The organism is Micromonospora sp. WMMD1155, from assembly GCF_029581275.1.
Taxonomy (GTDB): Bacteria; Actinomycetota; Actinomycetes; order Mycobacteriales; family Micromonosporaceae; genus Micromonospora.
In genome coordinates this window covers 3,527,219-3,547,327 of record NZ_CP120742.1, presented here as the reverse complement: position 1 = coordinate 3,547,327, position 20,109 = coordinate 3,527,219, and the positions used below count along the sequence as shown (strand labels likewise).

General features: G+C 72.2%; 18 protein-coding genes and 1 riboswitch. Of the genes, 5 read left to right on the top strand and 13 right to left on the bottom strand.

Translation table 11 applies throughout. The annotated features are described in order from the left end of the window. Positions 1-32: 32 nt before the first annotated feature. The 4 genes from O7617_RS16275 to O7617_RS16260 all read right to left on the bottom strand — a co-directional run bounded on the left by O7617_RS16275 (position 33) and on the right by O7617_RS16260 (position 4,618). Positions 33-656, bottom strand: a complete 624-nt coding sequence (locus O7617_RS16275) for an ATP/GTP-binding protein (protein ID WP_282264494.1) — start codon at positions 654-656, stop codon at positions 33-35. Then, complete coding sequence (locus tag O7617_RS16270) at positions 637-1,002, bottom strand: DUF742 domain-containing protein (protein WP_282264493.1); 366 nt, start codon at positions 1,000-1,002, stop codon at positions 637-639. The genes O7617_RS16275 and O7617_RS16270 overlap by 20 nt, the downstream gene beginning before the upstream one ends. Positions 1,003-1,091: 89 nt before the next feature. After that, positions 1,092-1,499 carry a roadblock/LC7 domain-containing protein gene (locus tag O7617_RS16265; RefSeq protein WP_030329975.1) on the bottom strand — a complete coding sequence of 136 codons (408 nt, stop codon included), beginning with the start codon at positions 1,497-1,499 and terminating at the stop codon, positions 1,092-1,094. Continuing rightward, positions 1,496-4,618, bottom strand: coding sequence for a sensor histidine kinase (locus O7617_RS16260; protein WP_282264492.1), 3,123 nt, complete (start codon positions 4,616-4,618; stop codon positions 1,496-1,498). The genes O7617_RS16265 and O7617_RS16260 overlap by 4 nt, the downstream gene beginning before the upstream one ends. Before the next feature lie 444 nt (positions 4,619-5,062). On the opposite strand from O7617_RS16260, the gene O7617_RS16255 reads away from it, so the two are divergent. Further along, entirely contained in the window at positions 5,063-6,241 is a 1,179-nt protein-coding gene (locus O7617_RS16255; protein ID WP_282264491.1) for an ABC transporter substrate-binding protein, read from the top strand. Positions 6,242-6,541: 300 nt separating this feature from the next. Here the strand turns inward: O7617_RS16255 and O7617_RS16250 are convergent, their stop codons facing one another. Further along, on the bottom strand, positions 6,542-7,399 hold the full coding sequence (locus O7617_RS16250) for an ABC transporter permease (RefSeq protein ID WP_282264490.1): 858 nt from the start codon (positions 7,397-7,399) through the stop codon (positions 6,542-6,544). 101 nt (positions 7,400-7,500) lie between these two features. Continuing rightward, entirely contained in the window at positions 7,501-8,532 is a 1,032-nt protein-coding gene (locus O7617_RS16245; RefSeq protein ID WP_282264489.1) for an ABC transporter substrate-binding protein, read from the bottom strand. A 266-nt stretch (positions 8,533-8,798) separates the two neighbouring features. On the opposite strand from O7617_RS16245, the gene O7617_RS16240 reads away from it, so the two are divergent. The 4 genes from O7617_RS16240 (at position 8,799) to O7617_RS16225 (ending at position 13,943) form a co-directional block, all read left to right on the top strand. Further along, complete coding sequence (locus O7617_RS16240) at positions 8,799-9,584, top strand: ABC transporter ATP-binding protein (protein ID WP_278141694.1); 786 nt, start codon at positions 8,799-8,801, stop codon at positions 9,582-9,584. Between the two features lie 2 nt (positions 9,585-9,586). Beyond that, positions 9,587-10,537: an LLM class F420-dependent oxidoreductase gene (locus O7617_RS16235; protein ID WP_282264488.1), complete on the top strand. Its 951-nt coding sequence runs from the start codon at positions 9,587-9,589 to the stop codon at positions 10,535-10,537. Beyond that, positions 10,534-10,842 carry a cupin gene (locus O7617_RS16230; RefSeq protein ID WP_282264487.1) on the top strand — a complete coding sequence of 103 codons (309 nt, stop codon included), beginning with the start codon at positions 10,534-10,536 and terminating at the stop codon, positions 10,840-10,842. The genes O7617_RS16235 and O7617_RS16230 overlap by 4 nt, the downstream gene beginning before the upstream one ends. A gap of 77 nt (positions 10,843-10,919) precedes the next feature. Beyond that, a complete protein-coding gene (locus O7617_RS16225) occupies positions 10,920-13,943 on the top strand; it encodes a hypothetical protein (protein ID WP_282264486.1) in 3,024 nt (1,007 codons plus the stop codon). Between the two features lie 158 nt (positions 13,944-14,101). On the opposite strand, the gene thiC is transcribed toward O7617_RS16225, so the two are convergent. From thiC to thiE, 7 genes are all read right to left on the bottom strand, one after another. Then, positions 14,102-15,694: a phosphomethylpyrimidine synthase ThiC gene (gene thiC / locus O7617_RS16220; protein ID WP_282264485.1), complete on the bottom strand. Its 1,593-nt coding sequence runs from the start codon at positions 15,692-15,694 to the stop codon at positions 14,102-14,104. 17 nt (positions 15,695-15,711) lie between these two features. Next, on the bottom strand, positions 15,712-16,497 hold the full coding sequence (gene thiD, locus O7617_RS16215) for a bifunctional hydroxymethylpyrimidine kinase/phosphomethylpyrimidine kinase (protein WP_282264484.1): 786 nt from the start codon (positions 16,495-16,497) through the stop codon (positions 15,712-15,714). Continuing rightward, complete coding sequence (locus tag O7617_RS16210) at positions 16,494-17,165, bottom strand: thiamine phosphate synthase (protein ID WP_282264483.1); 672 nt, start codon at positions 17,163-17,165, stop codon at positions 16,494-16,496. The genes thiD and O7617_RS16210 overlap by 4 nt, the downstream gene beginning before the upstream one ends. Then, the gene (locus tag O7617_RS16205) at positions 17,162-17,941 is read right to left on the bottom strand and encodes a thiazole synthase (RefSeq protein ID WP_282264482.1); all 780 of its coding nucleotides are present in this window, start codon (positions 17,939-17,941) and stop codon (positions 17,162-17,164) included. The genes O7617_RS16210 and O7617_RS16205 overlap by 4 nt, the downstream gene beginning before the upstream one ends. Beyond that, positions 17,938-18,138, bottom strand: coding sequence for a sulfur carrier protein ThiS (gene thiS, locus O7617_RS16200; RefSeq protein ID WP_282264481.1), 201 nt, complete (start codon positions 18,136-18,138; stop codon positions 17,938-17,940). The genes O7617_RS16205 and thiS overlap by 4 nt, the downstream gene beginning before the upstream one ends. Beyond that, positions 18,129-19,286 carry a glycine oxidase ThiO gene (gene thiO, locus O7617_RS16195; RefSeq protein WP_282264756.1) on the bottom strand — a complete coding sequence of 386 codons (1,158 nt, stop codon included), beginning with the start codon at positions 19,284-19,286 and terminating at the stop codon, positions 18,129-18,131. The genes thiS and thiO overlap by 10 nt, the downstream gene beginning before the upstream one ends. Next, the gene (gene thiE, locus O7617_RS16190) at positions 19,283-19,909 is read right to left on the bottom strand and encodes a thiamine phosphate synthase (protein WP_282264480.1); all 627 of its coding nucleotides are present in this window, start codon (positions 19,907-19,909) and stop codon (positions 19,283-19,285) included. Before thiE ends, thiO begins: the two co-directional genes overlap by 4 nt. Then, positions 19,904-20,013, bottom strand: a riboswitch (TPP riboswitch). (Overlaps the previous gene by 6 nt.) Positions 20,014-20,109: the final 96 nt, after the last annotated feature.

The window sequence follows — 20,109 nt, the reverse complement described above, 5'->3', positions numbered from 1 at the left end:
CGGTGGACACCGGCCGGCCGGGACACGACGGGTCAGCCGACCGGGGTGGCGAAGCCCCGCCCGTGCTCGGCTTCGAGGCGGAGCATGGCGTGCTCGACGACAGTCACCAGCACCTGCTTGACCGACTCCCGGTGCCGGGCGTCGGTCATCACCAGCGGCACCTGCGGCGAGATGGCCAGCGCCTCGCGGACCTCCTCCAACTCGTACTGGGGAGCACCGTCGAAACGGTTCAGGGCCACCACGTACGGCAGGTTCCGGTTCTCGAAGTAGTCCAGCGGGGCGAACGCGTCGGTGATCCGGCGCGTGTCCACCAGCACGGCGGCACCCACCGCACCTCTGATGATCTCGTCCCACATGAACCAGAACCGGGTCTGACCGGGCGTACCGAAGAGGTACAGGATCAGATCCTGGGCCATGGTGATACGGCCGAAGTCCATGGCGACCGTGGTGGTCTCCTTGCCCGGCACCTTGGACGGGTCGTCGATGCCGACGCCCGCCGCGGTCATCAACGCCTCGGTGGTCAGCGGCGTGATCTCGGAGATCGCCCCGACCAGCGTCGTCTTGCCGACGCCGAAGCCGCCCGCGACGACGATCTTCGCGGAGACGATTCCCCGGCCCGGCCTCCCCCCAGCGGGGTCATAGCCTGCGAAGTCCACTTAGCACCCTTCCAAGCAGTTCCATCCGCTCCTCGAACCCCTCGGCGGGAGCAGCAGTGTGTAACGTCAGCAGGCTCTCGGCCACCATGTCGGCGACCAACACCCGGGCGACGCCCAGCGGCATCCGGGTGTACGCGGCGATCTCCGCCAGCGACTGTGCGCGGCCCTCGCAGACCGTGGCGATGCGGTGCTTGTCATGCCCGGCGAAGCGGGACTCGGCGACCTGGGTCGGAGACGAGGTGAGGACGGCCTCCAGGGCGATGTCCTGCCGGGGCTCGGTACGACCGCGGGTGACCGCGTACGGGCGCACCAGCGCCCCGCGTGGGTCAATCCGGCGTTGGTCCATCCCCGATCACCTCCTCGTCCCCTGTGGAGCCGGCGGATGCCGGCTCCGGTCTCTGCTCAGGCGCGCCGGTAGCGCACCGCCTGCCGGCGCTAGGAACGCACCGCGTCCCGCGGCAGCGGCACCAGCGCGGCACCCACCCGCTCGACCAGCAGAGCCATCTCGTAGCCCACCTGGCCCACGTCGCAGCTCCGCGCGGCCAGCACGGCCATCGACGAGCCGTCGCTGATCGACATCAGGAAGAGATACCCGCTGTCCATCTCGATGACTGTCTGCAGCACCCCGCCCGCGCTGAACATCCGGGCTGCGCCCTCGGTCAGGCTCACCACGCCCGAGGTGATCGCGGCGAGCTGATCGGCCCGGTCCGCCGGGAGATCCCGGGAGGACGCGAGCAGCAGCCCGTCGGCGGACACCGCCACCACGTGGGCGATACCCGCCACGCTGTCGGCGAAGTTGGTGAGCAGCCAACCCATGTCCTGCATGGCAGCTGGCCTGTTCATCGGCTCTCCTTGGTCGAGGTGCTGTTCAGGTCCGTTCCGGCCGTCCGACCGCGCTGTACGCCGCGGTGGTAGGCCGACAGCAGACCACGTACTTCATCAGGGGTCCGCCGGCTGCGGTCCCGGCCGCTCTTCGGTTCGATGCCGCCCGGCACGAGCTGTGCCTGTGGCACCCGCTTGGGCAACCCGGACCGGGTGGTCCCGGCCGGAGCCGGCTCGGCGGCCCGACTGGCCCGCGACCAACCCTCGTCCGCAGCGGTCCGCCAGGCATGCGGGTCAGCCGACGGCGCGCTGGGTGCGGCCGGCGCAGCCGGGGGCGGAGAGTACGACGGCGGGGCCGAAGGCGGCGTACGGCGGCCGTCGGTGGGCGCGCCGCCCAGACCCCCGGTGCTCGGCGCGGTGGCACCGTCGGTGCTGGAGGTGCCCGGGGTCCGCGTCGGCAGTGGCGGCCGGGCCGGCGCGGCGGCGGGCACGGGGGCGGCACTCGGCTGGGCGTCGGCACGCGGACGCGGACCGGCGTCGGCCGGAGCTGCCGTCGTCGGCGGCTCGTCGAAGTTGGGCCGGGTGAAGATCGCGGTGGCGTCGTCGCCGTGTGACCGGAACCAGACCGCCTCCATCTCCCGGAAGATCGGCGCTTCGGCGGGGAAGTCCGGGCGGCTGCTCACCGGCGCGGCGGGCACCGTCGGGGCGGCCGGTGGTGCCACCGCGCCGGGGCCGGCGACCGGCCCGACCGGCAGACCCGGGGTGATGTCGCGTCCGCCGTCGGTGTCCGGGGTCGAGCCGCGCCGGGGCAGTGGGTCGATCGTCGGGTACGCCACGGTCGGGCTGCCCGTCGAGGCGCCCACACCGTTGCCGTACGACGGCCGCGTCGGCGGCAGCGGGGCGGCCGGTGCCGGGGCGGCCGGTGCCGGCGGCACTGTCGAGCGCGTGGCGGCGTAGCCGCCCGCCTGCACTGCGGCAGTGGTGTCCCGCGAGTCCAGCGGGGACTGCCACTGGGCGGGTGCCGCGTTGGTCCGCCACTGGTCCGGCAGCGTCGCCGCCGAGGTAGCTGCACCGGCGAACTGCTCGGCGTGACCGGCCGGAGCGAGCGGCGACTGCTCCACGGCCATCGGCTGGCGCGGCCGGGTGAGCACCTGGTCGCGACCCCGGCTGGTGGGCAGCACCACGGTCGCGGCGGGCAACGTCACCTGGGCGACGGTGCCGCCCTCCACGTTGCGGCGCAGCTCCACCCGGATGCCGTAGCGGGAGGCGAGCCGACTGACCACGGCCAGGCCCATCAGCCGGAACGCGGCGACGTCGACGCTCGGCGGCGCGGCCAGCCGACGGTTGAGCGAGTCGAGCTGCTCATCGGTGAGGCCGAGCCCGCGGTCCTCGATCTGGATCAGGACGTAGTCGCGGATCCGCCGTCCGTCGGCGACCACAGTGGTGTTCGGCGGCGAGAACCGGGTGGCGTTGTCGAGAAGCTCGGCGACGAGGCGTACCACGTCGTTGACAGCGTGCGCGGCCACCGAGATGTCGGTGTCCACCGTCCCGAACTCGATGCGGTTGTACAGCTCCACCTCGGACTGGGCGGCGCGCAGCACGTCGACGACGAGCGCGTCGTCGCGACGCGGTACGGCGGAGTCGGCACCGGCCAGGACCAGCAGGTTCTCGTCGTTGCGGCGCATCCGGGTGGCGAGGTGGTCCAGCTCGAAGAGCTGCGCGAGCCGCTTCGGGTCCTCCTCGCCACGTTCGATCGCGTCCAGCTCGCCGATCATCCGGTCGACCAGGGTCTGACTACGACGGGCCAGGTTGAGGAACATCGCCGAAACGCTGGTACGCAGCGCCGCCTGCTCGGCCGCGACACGTACCGCCTCCCGGTGGACGACGTTGAAGGCCACCGCCACCTGACCGACCTCGTCGCGGCTGTTGAGCTGGATGGGGTCCCGGACCTGGCGGACGATCTCGTCCACCCCGCCGTCGCCCACGCTGCCCATGGTCTGTAGCCGCTGCACGGCGTCCGGCAGGTCGTGGTTCGCCACCGAGAGGGCGCCCTCACGCAGCCGGCGCAGCGAGTGGTTGAGCGAGCGGGCCAGCACCACGGCCAGCGTCACGGCGATGATCAGGGTCAGCAGCACCAGGACCGACTCGACGACGGCCTGCCGGATGACGTCCGACCGGGCGTCGTCGGCCTGCTGGAGCAGCCGATCCTGAAGTTGGATCTCGGCCCAGCGCATCAGGTCGTTCACCGCGCCGATGGCGGCGGTGGCGTCCTGCGCGCTGACCAGCGGACGCTGCCCGACCGAGCGGGTGATGTCGGTGGCCACCCGGTCGGCCAGGCCGACCGCGTCACCCGCGACGGTGCTGTCGACGAGTGCCCGCTGCACCGGGTCGGCGGCCAGCGAGAAGGCGACCAGGGACTCCTGCTGGCTGGTCAGCGTCGCCACGAAGGAGGAGAACTGCTCCGAGTCGAGCTGACCCGCCGTGAGCGCGGTGAAGGCGACCGCCTGCTCCTCGGCGACGGAAGCCTTGGCGCGGGCGAAGGCGGCGACCGCGCGGCGGCTGTCCGCCAGGCTCTCGGAGCCGGGCAGCTGGGCCAGGCCGTCGCCGTACGAGACCAGGTCGGTGAGGATGACGCCGTAGCGGAGCACCGCCTCGGCGACCGCCATCTGCCGGCGGTCCAGCACCTCCTGACGGGTGCCGTCCAGAGTGGCCAGATGCTCGTCGATGACGGCGAGTCGCTCGCGCAGAGCCGCCGGCACCTCGCCGACCCGGCCCCGCTCGGCGCGGTACTCGTCCACCTTCTGCTGCGTCTGACGGACCCGCAGGTTGTACGCGTCGGCCGGCTGCTGCGGCGTGGCCAGGTAGGCCGCCGCGGCCATCCGCTCGCTCTGGAGATCCTGCGTGAGGGCACTGACGTCGACGGCGAGCGCGGTCAACGAACGGGCCCGGGTGGCGTCGAGAGCGCCCTCGCCGACGGTGATCAACCGGACCGTGGCCAGCGCGATCACCGCCGCCACCGGGACGACCAGGATCAGCGCCAGCTTGGACCGGATCCGTGCGTCCCGCAGTCTGGGCATCCGTCGGCTCGGACGCCGAGCGCTGTCGCCGAGCGCGGGCAGGGTCGTCGGTCCGGTGCTCACGACATCGCCTCCGTCGTTTCTTCCCCGCCTGACCCGCCGAGCCATGCCGTGAGCGGAGGGGACCACGCGCGGCACGGCCGCGATTTCATCAGAGAAGATCGGATTTGGGAAGCCGCAGTGAGGTAGGAAACGGTCGGACGGAGCGCATCCCATGATCCGGGCAACTGATACCTTCATTTCCGCAAGCCCCTGAACAGGGCATGTGACTCCAGAGTGGTCACGCGTGTGTGCAAAGTGAGGTTTTGCAAACATTGCGTTACCCCAGCATGTGGGATGACCGTCCCGAAAGCGATGCCCGGGTCCGCGCTTGACCACAGCGCCGGCCATTGGCAAGGTTTTGCAGGCTTCGCGCACACCGTACGGCAGAGAAGATCCCGCCCTCCACTGAGGACGGATTAGCGGCGGTGACCGGGCAGCGCCCGCGCCCGCACCTGGAGGACTGAGTTGAGCCCCATCCGCTCCGCGACCATCGCGGCGCTCGCATCGGCCGTTGTGGCCACCACGCTCACCGGCTGCCAGTTCGGTGAAGCGGAGACGGACACGAGTCCGATCGTGATCGCCGTCGACCTCGAACTGTCCGGCGCCGCGGCCCCCGTCGGCCGGACATACCAGCGAGCCCTCGAACTCAAGCGCGATCAGTTGAACTCCTCCGGAGCGCTGAACGGCCGGAAGATTGAACTGAAGTTCAAGGACAACCGTTCCGACGCCGCCGAGTCGCTTCGCAACATCGCGGACTTCAGCAGCGATTCTCAGGTGAGCGCCATCATCATGGGCGGCTGCAACGAATGTGCGGTCGGTGCCGTGGGGACCATCAACGAGAAGCGCATTCCCACCATTGCGCTCGCCGCTTCCGGCGCGGTCGCCAGCCCGGTCGCCGAACGGCGCTACGTGTTCAAGCTGGGCCCCAACGCCGCCGACAGTGCCGCCGCACTCACCACCGAACTGCGCCGCAACAACGTCCGCAAGGTGGGGGCGCTCGTCAGCGACGACGACTACGGTCGGGAGGGCATGGCCGCACTGAAGAGCGAGTTGGACAAGGTCAACATCGCGCTCCGCGAGCAGAAAGCCAAGATCACCGACACGGACGTGAACCAGCAGGTCCGGCTGCTCACGACGAACAAGCCGGACGCGCTCGTCTTCTGGACCCCGCCGGAGCAGGCGATGCTGGCCGCGACCAGCGCCCAGCAGACCACCTTCCGTGGGTCGCTCTTCTTCGACGCCGGGGCGGCCGGTGACCTCTTCCTCGGCGGCGCGGCCAAGGCCACCGAGCGCGCGACGCTGATCTTCACCCAGACGATGGCGATCGACGACGTGATCGCGACCACGCCGGCCAAGGCCGCTAGGCGGCAGTGGTTCCAGGACTACACGGCACGCTTCGGCGGCTACAACGGCGCGTCGTCCTTCGCCGCGGACGCCATCCAACTGATCGCCGACGCGGAACTGCGCGCCGGTGGCGAGGTCGGCAAGGTCAACCGCGACGGCCTCCGGGACGTGCTTGAGACGTCGCAGATGGACGGCCTGTCCGGGCCGATCCGGATGACGCCGGACAACCACAGCGGCCTGATGCCCCAGGCGCTCACCACGCTGGTCGCCCGCAACGGGCGCTGGAGGTTGGCGGGGTAACGGTGGGACCTCTCGTGGCTGTCTGGTTCGTCGGGCGCCGGGTGGGGGTGTGGCCGACCGCGCCCGGCTCCGGGCGGTCAGGCTTGATCCCGTGGTGTGCCGGGTGGGAGGTGTGGCCTACCGCGCCCGGCTCCGGGCGGTCAGGCTTGATCCCTCCGCCGGGCACGGTCGGCCACACCTGACTCGCCTGCGGCTTCGACCGAAGGGCCGGCCTCCTAGTGGGGGGCCGGCCCTTCGCGTTTCTTGGGTTGGATCTGGTCGGTATCCAGGCGCTGGCTTGATCTTGCTTGTTCTTTGTCGTCAGCGGCTGCTGGTGGTTTCGCGGACCCAGGGCAGGGCCATCCGCTCGGTGAGCAGGAGCGCCGAGTAGAGCAGGATGCTGACCAGGGCCACCAGCATGATCGCCGCCCAGGCGGTGGCGGTGTCGCCGACACCGGCGTACTGCGTGATGACGAAGCCGAGGCCACTCTCGCCGGCCTGGAACTCACCGATCACCGCGCCGATCGCGGCCAACGGCATGGCCACCTTGAGCCCGACGAAGATCTGCGGCAGCGCGGCCGGGAAGCGCACCTTGCGGAACGCCTGCCAGCGGGACGCGTTCCAGGACCGCACCAGTTCGGCCAGGTCCGCCGGGGTGGTGGTGAGGCCGGTGGCGGTCGACAGCACGATCGGGAAGAAGCAGAGCAGGAACACCATGGTGAGGATCGGCGTCTGGCCCCAGCCGAACGCCACCACCAGCAGCGGGCCCAGCGTGATCTTCGGCACCGCGTTCACCGCGACCAGGAGCGGGGTGAACATCCGTTCGACCGTGCGCGAGCCGGCCAGTGACAGTCCGATCAGGACACCGGCGGCGACCGAGAGGGCGAAGCCGTACAGGATCTCCAGCATCGTGTCCCAGGTGTGCCCCAGCATCTGAGCGGGCTTGTCGACGAACGCGGTGAGTACCTCGCCGGGCGGCGGCAGCGCCGCGGGGTGGATCAGCTCCAGCCGGGCGGTCAACCACCACACCGCCAGAGCGATCAGGAGGCCGACCGCGGGCAGCGCCGCCCCGGCTCCGGCCCGGAGACCGGCACCTCGACCCGCACGCCCCGACTCGGGGCCGGCACCCGGGGCCGGGGTCGCCGCCACCGCCGGGTCCGCTGACCGGATGTCGGTCATCTTGTCCTCCTAGAAAATCCCACGGCCCTGGGGGCCGACGAGCGACGGGGGTACGCCCCGCCGGGATCGGCGGAACGTACCCCCTGGTGACGACCGGACGATCAGGCCTTCGGCGCGAGGCTGAAGTCGATGATCTGCTCGGGGGTGATGGTCTGCTTCAGCGCGCCCGCGCCCTGCAGGATGGCGATGCTCTTGGCGACCCGGCCGCTGTCCAGGGTGCCGATCGCGGTGCCGGTGTTGCCGGAACGGACGTACGCGGCCATCAGCTCGAGTTCGGCGGCGGCGGCGACCGGGTTGGTGGCGTCGATGTTCTTCTTCAGGATGTCGCCGGCCTCCTTGGAGTTGGCCAGGCTGTACTCCAGGCCCTTGAGCAGCGCCGCGGTGAACCGCTTCACCATCTCGGGCTTCTCCTTGGCGATCTTCGAGGAGGTGATCAGGACGTTGCCGTAGAGGTCCTGCATCACGTTGCTGTACGGCAGCATGACGGCCTTCTTCTTGGCCACCGCCTCGATGGTCGGCTGACCGACGACGAACTGGCCGATGCCGTCCACCGAGCCGGTGCCCAGCATGCCGATCAGGCCCTGCGCCTCACCGTTGACCCAGGTCACCTTGTTGACGTCCACACCGGCGAGCCGGGCGTACGTCGGGAACAGGTTGCGGACCACGGAACCGGGGGTGTCGGCGAGCTTCTTGCCCTCCAGGTCCTTCGGGGAGGCGATGTTCTTGCCCTCGACCGAGGCGATGCCGGCCATGGTGCGCTGCTGGATCGCGGCCACCACGGTGAAGTCCTTCGCCTGGCCGTTGCCGACCTGGAGCAGGCTGCCGGTGAGGTCGACCGGGCCGAAGTCGGCCTGGCCGCCCACGATGGTCTGGATCACGCCGCCGGTGCCCTGACCGGGCTTGATCTCCACGTCGAAACCGGCCTCCTTGAAGAAGCCCTTCTCCTTCGCCACCCAGGCGTAGGAGTCACGGCCGAAGTTGCCGAAGGAGGTGAGGTAGGTCACCTTCTCCAGGCTCTTGCTGTCGCCGCCCTTGGCGTCGTCGGCCGAGTCCGACCCGCTGCTGCAGGCGGAGACAAAGGCGAGGGCGGTGGCCAGCGCGGCCGTAGCGACCGTACGGGTCAGCCTTCTCATCAAAGCACCATGTCCTTTCCGACCGGGCCTGACCGGCACCGGAGGGGTTGTCATGACGGGCCGGCAAGAGGGGCGGAAGCCGGCGCCGCCGTCGTGGGGGGACTCTTCGCGGGCACAGCGTACGAGAAACCCACACTTGCGACGCCAGGTGCATCGGGTTGCGGAACGGAAACAACCTGACGACCACCCCGGACGGTGCGATACACCGAAGGGCGGGCTAGCCTTTGTCGGATTCCTGACCGTCCACTCAGCGGAGGCCGCCGGAGATGATCCGACTGTCCGGAGTGTCCCGTACCTTCGAAGGCCGGTCCGGCCGGGTGGAAGCGCTGCGCGGCATCGACCTCGACGTCGCCGAGGGTGAGTTCGTGGCGGTGCTCGGCCGCTCCGGCTGCGGAAAGTCCACGCTGCTGCGGCTCATCGCCGGGCTGCTCCCGCTGACCGCCGGCGAGATCACTGTGGCCGGTACGCCGATCGCCCGCCCGCGCCAGGACATCGCCATGCTGTTCCAGAAGCCGGCGCTGCTGCCCTGGCGCACCGTGCTGGACAACGTTCTGCTGCCGGTGGAGATCTTCGGCTGGAGCCGCGCCAAGCACCGCGAGCGGGCTCGGCAGTTGCTCGACGTGGCCGGTCTGGCGGGCTTCGAGAAGCGCCTGCCGCACGAACTCTCCGGCGGTATGCAGCAGCGCGTCTCGCTGTGCCGGTCGTTGATCGGCGAACCCCGGGTGATGCTGATGGACGAGCCGTTCTCCGCGCTCGACGCGCTCACCCGCGAGGAACTGTCCGGCGAACTCCAGCGGGTGCACATGGAGAACAAGCCGACGATCGTCTTCGTCACCCACTCGATCGACGAGGCGGTGCTGCTCGCCGACCGGGTGGTCGTGCTGAGCCCTCGCCCCGGCCGGATCCGCAAGGTGCTCGACGTCGACATCCCCCGGCCCCGCACCCTGGGCCGCAACGCCCACCTGGCCGACGTCGCTCGCGTCAGCGCCGACCTCCACGAGCTGTTGATGGAACGCGACGAGCCGGCCGCGGCCGGTGCGGAAGGACGATGAACATGCGGGTGTCGGTCTTCACCGAACCCCACCGGGGCGCCACCTACGACACCCAACTCCGGTTCGCCCGATCGGTCGAGGCCTGCGGGTACGAGGGTTTCCTCCGCGCCGACCACTACCAGGCGATGGGTGCCGACCCGGGCCTGCCCGGCCCGACGGACGCCTGGCTGACCCTCGCCGCGCTGGCCCGGGAGACCGAACGGATCCGACTCGGCACCCTGGTGACGTCGGCCACCTTCCGGCCGCCCGGCCCGCTCGCGGTGATGGTCGCGCAGGTCGACCAGATGAGCGGCGGTCGCGTCGAGCTGGGCATCGGCGCCGGCTGGTACGAGCGCGAGCACACGTCGTACGGCATTCCGTTCCCGGCGGTCGGCGAACGCTTCGACCGGCTCGCCGAGCAGCTCGAGGTGATCACCGGGCTGTGGGGAACCCCGTCCGGCGAGACCTACAGCTTCACCGGCGACCACTACCGGTTGGTGGACGCGCCGGCCCTGCCCAAGCCGGTGCAGGTGCCCGGGCCCCCGATCATCGTGGGCGGTCGCGGCCCCAAACGCACCCCCGAGCTGGCCGCCCGGTACGCCGACGAGTTCAACATGCCGTTCAAGTCCGTCGCGGAGACCGCCGCCGCGTACGACCGGGTACGGGAGGCGAGCGAGCGCACCGGGCGGACGGAGTCCGGGCGGGCGCCGCTGGTGCTGTCCGCCGGGATCGTCGTGGCCATCGGCCGGACCGACGAGGAGGCCCGGCGGCGGGCGGCACCCCTGCACGAGAAGAGCGCACTTCCGCCGGAGGACCCGGTGGTCGGCTCACCCGCGCAGCTCGCCCAGCGGATCGGCGAGTTCGCCGCGATCGGCGCCACCCGGGTACACCTGCGTCTGATCGACTTCGACGACCTCGACCACCTCGAACTGATCGCCGCCGAGGTGCTTCCCCAACTGGACGGAGAACGATGACCGACGTGATCGACGGAACCGAACTCGGCCCGGTGGGCCAGGAGATCGTGTTCGAGAACGACCGGGTCCGGGTCTGGCACATCCGCCTCGAGCCCGGCGAGCGGCAGCCGCTGCACCGGCACGACCACCCGTATCTGGTGGTGGCGATCGAGGGCGCGAAGAACGTCGTACAGACGATCGACGGCACCCTGATCGACGCCGACGAGCCCACCGGTGGCGTGGTCTACCGGGACCCGGGCGCGGTCCATATGCTCACCAATGTCGGAGACACGACTTACCTGGCCCGGCTGGTCGAGCTCAAGTAGACCCGCCGAGCGCGGGCCGGCGCGCCGCGCGGCGCGCCGGTGGCGATCGGGTGTACCAGGTGCGTAACGTGCCCGACATGGCCTTTCGGACCTGGGGCAGACTGCTGCTCACGGCGCTCGGGGTGAGCGTGCTGGCCGGGGCCGGCCAGCTCGGCGTCGCGTACGGTTTCGGCATCGTCCGGCTGACCGGCGCCTTCACCGGTACGACCGTCAATCAGTGGCCGACCCAGCTCGTCTGGGTCGGCTGGTTCGCCGCGAACGCCGCCGTCGTCGGCGCGGTCCTGACCGGACGCCTCGCGCGCCGCGACGCACCCGCGCCCACCACCGGTCGTCAGTTGGCGATCGGTGCCGCGGCGGCGCTCGGTGCCACAGTCATCGCTCCGCTCTGCATGCAGCCCGCCCGCGCCGCCGAGTTGATCTCGGTGGACCCGGTGTGGGCGGTGGGCATCTGCGCCGTACTCGGAGCGGTGGTCGGAGCGGGTGCGGCGATCGCTGTCCTGCTCCGGCCCGAGTTGGGCTGGAACATGGCAGCCGTCGCCGGTGCGGTCTGGCTACTGGCGCTGATCTCGGTGCTGCCGTCGCTCGGCACGACCGGCCCCCTGCCGACGGTCCGGCTCGGCGTCCTGGAGCCGAGCTGGCTGGACGACGCCGCCGCGCAACGGCTGGCGCTGCTCCTGCTGCCCATCGTGGCCCTGCTGGCCGGCGGGGCGACCGCCGGTCTGGCCCGTTGGCGGGGTCAGCCACCACTGATCAGCGGAGCCACCGGGGTGGCCGGTCCGGTGCTGGTCGCGTTCGCCTACCTGACCGCCGGCCCGGGTGACGCGGTGGACCGCTACCAGGCCACCCCGTACTACGGTTCGTTGATCGCGATCCTCGCCGGTGCGCTCGGCGCGGCGGCCGCTGCGCTGCTGCGGTGGCCCGTCGGCGCCCGTGGCGCGGACCCGCAGGCGATCGAGCCCTCCGACATCCTGCGCCCGCTGCCCGCAGGCCCGGAGCTGCCCGGCGCGACGTCGGCGGATTCGTCGAACGAGCCGGCCACCGCCGACCGCGCCGCCGTCGAGCCGCCCGCCGACCCGAAGCCGGCCACCGTCGCTCCAGGTCCGTGGGCCGCCGAGGGCTCCGATGGGGTACGCACCGTCCCCGCCCACTGGGACTGGCCGACGTCCACCGCGAGCGGCCAACACGGTCCGGCCCCGACCGCTGCGACCACCCCTGACACGCCCACGAAGCCGGCGTCCTGGCTGACCGACCCGACCGGCGAGTTCACCGCCGAAGCGCGGACCCGCAGGCTCAGCCCGAAGGAGGGCACCTCCTCGGCCGATCCCGAGCGCACGCCCACCGCCGACGTCACCAGCACGACCAGCGCCGCCTCGACCAGCAGCGAGGCCGGTCGTGCGGGTGGGGTCAGCCCGGCCGGTGACGATCCGACCGACAGCGCGACAACGCGCACGAACGGCCTACCGACCGGCGAGCGCAGCATCGGCACGAGCAGCACGGGCGCGACCAACACGGACGCGACCAACACGGGTACGGCTGGGACGGAAGCGACCGGCACGGCCAGCACGGCTGCGGCCAGCACGGGCACGACGAACACGGTCACGGGCAGCACGACTGCGACCGGTGCGGGTGCGGCCAGCACGGGCACGGGCGCTACCGGCACGGCTGCAACCCGCGCGGGCAGCACGGGTGCGGGTACGGGCAGCACGACTGCGACCGGCACAGCTGCGACCGGCACAGCTGCGACCGGCACGGGCAGCACGGGCACAGGCAGCACGGCTGCGGGCAGCACGGCTGCGGGCGATACCGCTGCGCCGCTCAAGCCTCGGCGGGGGCGCAAGCCGAAGGGCGACCCGGATGCCACCTCCGACCTCCCGGGCGACCGGTCGCCGACCGAGTCGAGGAGCACCTACGGTACGGCTACCGGACGCACGCGGAAGGTCACCGGGCCCGGCAGGTCCGACGACCGCACCGGTTCCGGCTCGCCGACCGACACGCCGATGCCCAGCGCCGGGCGTCCGGCCACCGGGTCCGACCGGGCGACCAAGACGCCCTCCGAGGCCCGCGCGACGGCAGAGGCCCCGACCGCAGCCACCGACGCGGCAGGAACCGCGACCACCGCAACCGGTCCAGCGAAGCCCTCGACGTCGGCGACCGACGCGACGGAAGTCCCAACCGGCGCGGCACATGCCCCGATCGCTCCGGAGGCCGAGACGGTCGACCCCTCGCGCGCCCCGGCCCCCAGCGCGAAGAGGCAATCGGCCAACGCCAGGACGGCCGACCCGAAGGCGGCACCGGCCACCGGGACCAGCCCAGCGTCCGAGAGGGCCGACCCGAAGGCGGGCTCGCCGCGTACCCCGGTCGGCGCAACCGCCGACTCCACCGCGCCACCGGCCGATGTGGCCGGTGTGTCCGCAGCCGACCGGGCCGGCGACGCCGCCGAGGTGCGGGCGGCGACCGAGGACACGTCCGCCGCTGGGTTGTTCGGGTCCACGACCACCGGCGACCCGGACACGGACCGCTGGACGCCCGCGCGATCGCCCTGGCCGGTCAGCTCAGCGTGGACGGTGCCGCCGCAGGCTCCTGGGCAGGAGTCGACGGCTTCGGACGCGCCCGCCGGGTCGGCGCCGTCCGGACCGACACCGAGGCCCCGGCACCGGGCGCCGCTGCCGGACCTGAGTCGGGCCAGCACCTGGAACGCCTTCGACACGACCCGACGCACCGGACCGACCGAGTCGACTGATCGTCCGGGTCCGGCAGCGAGCAGCGAGACCGCAGCACCGCCGGAGCGCGCGAGCGCACCGGATCTCTCGGCCACCGGCTCCGGCACCGAAGACCCGGCGAGCGTCGACACGACACCGACGCCGGAGAAGGTGGCGGAACAGCCTTCCCGGCGCGGACGGCTCGGGGGTCTCTTCCGCCGGAACCGGTCCCGAGGCGACGAGAGCCAGCAGCCGGACGGCGCGACGGAACCGCTGCCGGCCCAGGACGAGGAGTTCGTCGACTGGGTCGCGGGGCTCAGCGAGCCGGTGTCGGACAACGAGCCGGAGCAGGGGAAGGCGCGCCGGTCGCTGCGCTCCACCGGCCGACACCACCGCGAGTAGGTCCCGCTGATCCACTCGGGTTCCCCGACGTCGGGCCATCCCGCCCGTCCGGACAGCGCGACATCGGTGAACCCGAGTGGATCATCCTGCGGCGTCCGCTGGCCGGACCGGTCGGCAGGCCGCGCCGAGGCGGCTGGGCCGCGCCGAGCCCGGCACCGTCAGGCCAGCGGCAGGTAGACCCGGCCACCTCCGGAGACGAACTCCTCCGACTTGTCCTTCATGCCGCGGGCCGCGTACTCCTTCAGCTCCTGGGTGATCTTCATCGAGCAGAACTTCGGGCCGCACATCGAGCAGAAGTGCGCCGTCTTCGCGGGCTCGGCGGGCAGTGTCGCGTCGTGGTACGACCGGGCGGTCTCCGGGTCCAGTGAGAGGTTGAACTGGTCCTCCCAGCGGAACTCGAACCGCGCCTTGGACAGCGCGTCGTCCCACGCCTGCGCCCCCGGGTGCCCCTTGGCCAGGTCCGCCGCGTGCGCGGCGATCTTGTACGCGATCACGCCCGCCTTCACGTCGTCGCGGTCCGGCAGGCCGAGGTGCTCCTTCGGGGTGACGTAGCAGAGCATCGCGGTGCCGAACATGCCGATCATCGCGGCGCCGATCGCCGAGGTGATGTGGTCGTACGCCGGCGCGATGTCGGTGGTCAGCGGCCCGAGCGTGTAGAAGGGCGCCTCGTAGCACCACTCCTGCTGGAGGTCCACGTTCTCCTTGATCTTGTGCATCGGCACGTGGCCCGGGCCTTCGATCATCACCTGGACGTCGTACTCCCAGGCGATCTTCGTCAGTTCGCCGAGGGTGCGCAGCTCGGCGAACTGCGCCTCGTCGTTGGCGTCCGCGATCGAACCGGGGCGCAGCCCGTCACCGAGGGAGAACGTCACGTCGTACTTCGCGAGGATCGCGCACAGCTCGGCGAAGTTGGTGTAGAGGAAGTTCTCCTCGTGGTGCGCCAGGCACCACGCCGCCATGATCGAGCCGCCCCGGGAGACGATGCCGGTGACCCGGTCCACGGCCAGCGGCACGTACGGCAGCAGCACCCCGGCGTGCACGGTCATGTAGTCCACGCCCTGCTCGGCCTGCTCGATGACGGTGTCCCGGAACACCTCCCAGCTCAGCTTCACCGGGTCACCACCGACCTTCTCCAACGCCTGGTAGATCGGCACGGTCCCGATCGGCACCGGCGAGTTCCGCACGATCGCCTCGCGGGTCTCGTGGATCCGCTTGCCGGTGGACAGGTCCATCACGGTGTCCGCACCCCACCGGGTGGCCCAGGTGAGCTTCTCCACCTCCTCGGCGACCGACGAGCTGACCGCCGAGGTGCCGATGTTGGCGTTCACCTTGACCAGGAACGCCTTACCGATGATCGCCGGCTCACACTCGGGGTGGTTCACGTTGAGCGGCAGCACCGCCCGGCCGGCGGCGATCTCGGCCCGGACCAGCTCCGGGTCGACGTTCTCCCGGATCGCCACGAACTCCATCTCCGGCGTCACCACACCGGCCCGCGCGTACGCGAGCTGCGTCGGGCGGCGTCCGTCCACACCGGCCAGTGGCGTACCCGCGCCCCGCACCGGCGCCACGTCGCCCCGCTCGGCGATCCACGGGCCCCGCAACGCGGGCAGCCCCACCGATGGGTCCGACCCCGGGCCGGACGTGTCGTAGAGCCGCACCGGCGGATGGTCACCGGTCAGCTCCACCTCCGCGAACGGCACCCGGACATCCGGCCGCGAACCCTCGACGTACACCTTGCCTCGTGCCTGCATGACAGCCTCCCTGGTGATCAAGCGGGCCAGCCGAAGTGGTTCAGCGGTCCGCGCCCCGCGCCCAGCTCCCAACTCCGCGCGCCGGTCAGCGCGCGGAGCACGTACTCCTTGGCGGCCCCCACCGCCGCCGGCACCGGATCGCCCAGCGCGAGCCGCACCGCGATCGCCGCCGAGAACGAGCACCCGGTGCCGTGGGTGTGCCGCGTGTCCACCCGTGGCGCGCGCAGCACTGTGGTGACGCCGCCGCCGTGCAGCACGTCGACCGCCTCGTCACCGCCCAGGTCGCCGCCGGTGACCACCACGTACTCCGGTCCGCCGTCCGCGAGCGCCTCGGCGGCGACGACCATCCCCGCCACGTCGTCGACCGGACGTCCGGTGATGGCCGCGGCCTCCGCGCAGTTCGGCGTCGCCACAGTGGCGTACGGCAGCAGTCGCTCCACCGCACCCACCACGCCGAGCCGGTGACCGCTCGTGGCGACCAGCACCGGGTCGACGACGAGGTGGGGCAGTCGACCGTCCCGTGCGGCCTCGGCCACCACGTCGGCGACCGCCGGGGTGCCGAGCATCCCCGTCTTCACGGCGGCGACGGTGAAATCCGCGAGCACGCTGTCCAACTGCTCGGTGACGGTGCGCGGAGGCATCGGCAGCACGGCGTCGACACCGGTGGTGTTCTGCGCGGTGACCGCCGTGAGGACGCTGGTGCCGTACGCGCCGAGCGCCGCGAAGACCTTGAGGTCGGCCTGGATGCCCGCGCCGCCGCCGGAGTCCGAGCCGGCGATGGTCAGCAGTGTTCTCGGGGTCATCTTCTTTCCCCTTTGGTTGCGGTTGGGGGCTGCGAGACCTGGGTGCCTTCCCGGCGGGTTTTGGTCAGCACAGGGGTGACCGCCTTTGCATAGGCGTTGGTCAGGGTTGCGGCTGTTTCGGCGGGGTCTCCTGCTCGCATCAGTGCGCCCAGGATGGCTACGCCTGCTGCTCCCGCCTTGACGCAGGCGGTTACCTGGTCTGGGGTTTCGACTCCGCCGAGGGCCAGGACGGGGACGGTGCTGATGTCGATCAGCCGTCGCAGGCCGTCCGACCCCAGGGGTGGGCCGTAGCCCGGTTTCGTCTTCGTGAGGTGGACCGGGGAGATGGTGGCGTAGTGCTCGGTGGTCAGGCGGTCCAACTCGGCCTTGTCGTGGCAGGAGCGGCCGACGACGGTGTGGGTCGGTGGTGGGTACGGACCGGCGGCCGGTAGGTGGACCGCGTCGCCTCCGAGCGGGTCGGGACCGGCGACGACGAGGGTCCCGCCGACGTCGGCGAGGATCGCGCGCAGGTCGGCGGCGAGGGCGGCGCGTTCGGCTCGGGGCAGGTCCTTCTCCCGCAGCACCACCCAGCGCACTCCCCCGGCCACGGCCCCCGCCACGACCCGGTCGAGCCGGTCCCGGGCCACGAGCCGGTCGGTCAGCACGACGACGCCGTCCGGCCCGGTCACAGGTCGGGTCTTCCCTCGTCGGGGGTGGAGGCGAGCGCGTGGAAGCGTCGGGCGATCCGACCGGCACCGGCCGCCAGGTGTCCCGCCTCGACCGCGTACCGCATCGCGGTCGCCATCGCCACCGGGTCGGCTGCCCGGGTGACAGCGCTGGCCAGCAACACCCCGTCGCAGCCCAACTCCATGGCCAGGGCGGCGTCGGAGGCGGTGCCGATGCCCGCGTCGAGGATCACCGGAACGTCCACACCCTGCCGGATGAGCCGGATGTGGTGCGGGTTGCCGATGCCGAGCCCCGACCCGATCGGTGAGCCGGCCGGCATCACCGCCGCGCAGCCCACGTCGGCGAGGCGACGGGCCAACACCGGGTCGTCGCTGGTGTACGGCAGCACGGTGAAGCCGTCGGAGACCAGCTCCTCGGCGGCGCGGAGCAGTTCCACCCCGTCGGGCAGCAGCGTGCGCTCGTCGCCGATCACCTCCAGTTTGACCCAGTCGGTGTCGAACGCGTCCCGGGCCAGCCGGGCCACCTTGACCGCCTCGGTCGCGGTGTGACAGCCGGCGGTGTTCGGCAGCAGGCGTACCCCGCACCGGTCCAGCAGGTCCAGCAATCCGCCGGTGGAGCCCGGAGCGGTGCCCACCCGACGCAACGCCAGCGTGACCAGCTCGGTGCCGGACGCCCGGATCGCCTGCTCCAGGACGTGCAGGTTCGCGGCACCGCCGGTGCCGAGGATCAACCGCGAGGTGAACGTCTCCCCGCCCAGTTCGAACGGCATGCCGCTCACCCGCCCTGCGCCGCGGTGAGCACCTCGACCCGGTCGCCGTCGCGCAGCGCCGTGGCCGGCCAACCCGCCCGGGGTACGACCTCGCCGTTGACGGCGACCGCCACCCCGCGCTGTTCGGGCACGATGTCGCGCACCAGGTCGGCGACCGACGTGCCATCCGGCACGCTGCGTCCGGCCCCGTTCACCGTCAACTCCACTGGTCCCCCTCCGTGCTGCGATCAGGGCTGCCGCCGGGCGTCCGGGCGGAGAACCGCTCCGGGCGCAACGGCGTGAGCAGCGGTTCGGGTCCGCCGCCGAGCACCAGATCCGCGATCAGGTCGGCGGTGATCGGGGCGAGCACGATGCCGTGCCGGTGATGCCCGGTGGCGGCCAGGACGTCCGGCCGGTCGGGCAGCGGTCCGAGGATCGGCGCGTTGTCCGGGGTGCCTGGGCGCAGCCCGGCGACCGCTTCGACCAGGTCGTACTCGGCCAGCTCGGGCAGCAGGTCGACTCCGGCGCGCAGCAGACGCTGCACGGCACCGGCGGTGACGGTGGTGTCCGACCGCTCCTCGACTGTCGCGCCGAGCACGACCTCGCCGTCGGCACGGGGCACGAGGTAGACGGGTTCGCCGTCGGCGTACCCCCGGATCACGTGCCGGAAGCCCGGCGCGACGCCGTCGGGCGCGCGGAGCCGGAGGATCTGGCCCTTGACCGGCCGCACCGGCAGACCGGTGAGTGCCGCGGCCCCGCAGCCGGCGGCGACCACAGTGACCCGGGCGTCCACATCGGACAGCCGCTGAACGGGTCGCGGCACGAGGACCGCGCCGGCCTGCTGCACCGCCGCGCGCAGCGCCGGCACCAGCAGTCGGGGGTCCACCTGGTGGTCGGTCGGCGCGAGCGCGCCGCCGCGCACTCTCGGGGCGAGCGCCGGCTCGTGGTCGCGCAGCTCACTGGGGCGCAGCGGGGTCACCGGAAGTCCCAACCCCTGTTGGTACGCCCAGAGCCGGCGCGCCTCGGCCAGGTCGTCGCCGGTGAGCCCGACCATCAGGGTGCCCTCGGTCCGGTAGCCGATCTCGACGCCGGTCACCTCGGTCAACTCGGCGGCGAACCCCGGCCAGCGGGCGGCGGACGCCAGGAGCAGTTCGGTCAACTGCCGCTCACCGAAGTACGCCTCGGCGACCGGGGAGAGCATGCCGGCGGCCACCGCGGAGGCCCCCGATCCGGGTGCCGGATCGTGCACCACCACCCGCAGCCCCCGGGTGGCACAGCGCCAGGCGATGGACAGCCCGATCGGCCCCGCCCCCACCACCGCCACATCCGGCCGGACCCGGTCGCTCGACGGCGGTGACGGGAACCGGCCGGTCAGCACGTCAGCGCCTCGATCAGCTCGGCCGTCGCCCGGGCCGGGTCGGCGGCAGCGGAGACGGCACCGACGACGGCCACCCCGTACGCCCCGGCGGCCCGCAGCGCCGGCACCCGCGCGGCGGTCACTCCGCCGATGGCGATGACCGGCACGTCGACGGCGTCGACGACGGCGCGTACCCCGGCGGGCCCGATGGGGTCGGGCAGGCCGGACTTGGTGCTGGTGGTGTGGCACGGCCCGACGCCCAGGTAGCCGGCTCCGGCGGCGACCGCCTCGGCGGCCGGACCCGGCGCGCGGGCGGTGGCACCGAGCACTCCGGCGGGGCCGAGCACCCGGCGGGCGGCGGCGACCGGCAGGTCGTCGGCCCCCACGTGCCCGCCGGCCGCGCCGACCGCCAGCGCCACGTGCAGCCGGTCGTTGACCAGGCAGGTCGCCTCGTACGGGGCACACAGCGCCAGCACCCGCCGGGCCAGGTCGTACGCCTCGCGGTCGGTGGCGGAGTCCTCGACCCGGACCTGCACCACCAGGTCGGCGCGGGCCGCGGTGAGGGCGGCCCGGACCACGGTGAGCGGGTCACGCCCGGGTCGGGTGTCGGTGATCAGATGCAGTCGCCCCAGGGACGGCACGGCAACACTCCTCCCTGCGCCGGCATTACCCGGATCAGGTTCGACGGTCGGGGGCTGTCAGCCCCCCTCTCAGCCCGGTACACCGGGCTCCCGTGGGTTACTTGCGTGTCACCGTACGACAGATCCGCCGGTCTGCCAAGGCGGGGTCGGCGGCGTCCGGGCGGGCCGCGACGAACAAGATCGATGGGGCACTTCATACG

Excerpts from the sequence above, each read along its gene's own strand:
- O7617_RS16270 (WP_282264493.1), bottom strand. The coding sequence starts at position 1,002 with ATGGACCAACGCCGGATTGACCCACGCGGGGCGCTGGTGCGCCCGTAC.
- O7617_RS16230 (WP_282264487.1), top strand. The coding sequence starts at position 10,534 with ATGACCGACGTGATCGACGGAACCGAACTCGGCCCGGTGGGCCAGGAG.
- thiD (WP_282264484.1), bottom strand. The coding sequence starts at position 16,497 with ATGACCCCGAGAACACTGCTGACCATCGCCGGCTCGGACTCCGGCGGC.
- thiC (WP_282264485.1), bottom strand. The coding sequence starts at position 15,694 with ATGCAGGCACGAGGCAAGGTGTACGTCGAGGGTTCGCGGCCGGATGTC.
- O7617_RS16240 (WP_278141694.1), top strand. The coding sequence starts at position 8,799 with ATGATCCGACTGTCCGGAGTGTCCCGTACCTTCGAAGGCCGGTCCGGC.
- O7617_RS16235 (WP_282264488.1), top strand. The coding sequence starts at position 9,587 with ATGCGGGTGTCGGTCTTCACCGAACCCCACCGGGGCGCCACCTACGAC.
- O7617_RS16265 (WP_030329975.1), bottom strand. The coding sequence starts at position 1,499 with ATGAACAGGCCAGCTGCCATGCAGGACATGGGTTGGCTGCTCACCAAC.
- O7617_RS16250 (WP_282264490.1), bottom strand. The coding sequence starts at position 7,399 with ATGACCGACATCCGGTCAGCGGACCCGGCGGTGGCGGCGACCCCGGCC.
- O7617_RS16245 (WP_282264489.1), bottom strand. The coding sequence starts at position 8,532 with ATGAGAAGGCTGACCCGTACGGTCGCTACGGCCGCGCTGGCCACCGCC.
- O7617_RS16225 (WP_282264486.1), top strand. The coding sequence starts at position 10,920 with ATGGCCTTTCGGACCTGGGGCAGACTGCTGCTCACGGCGCTCGGGGTG.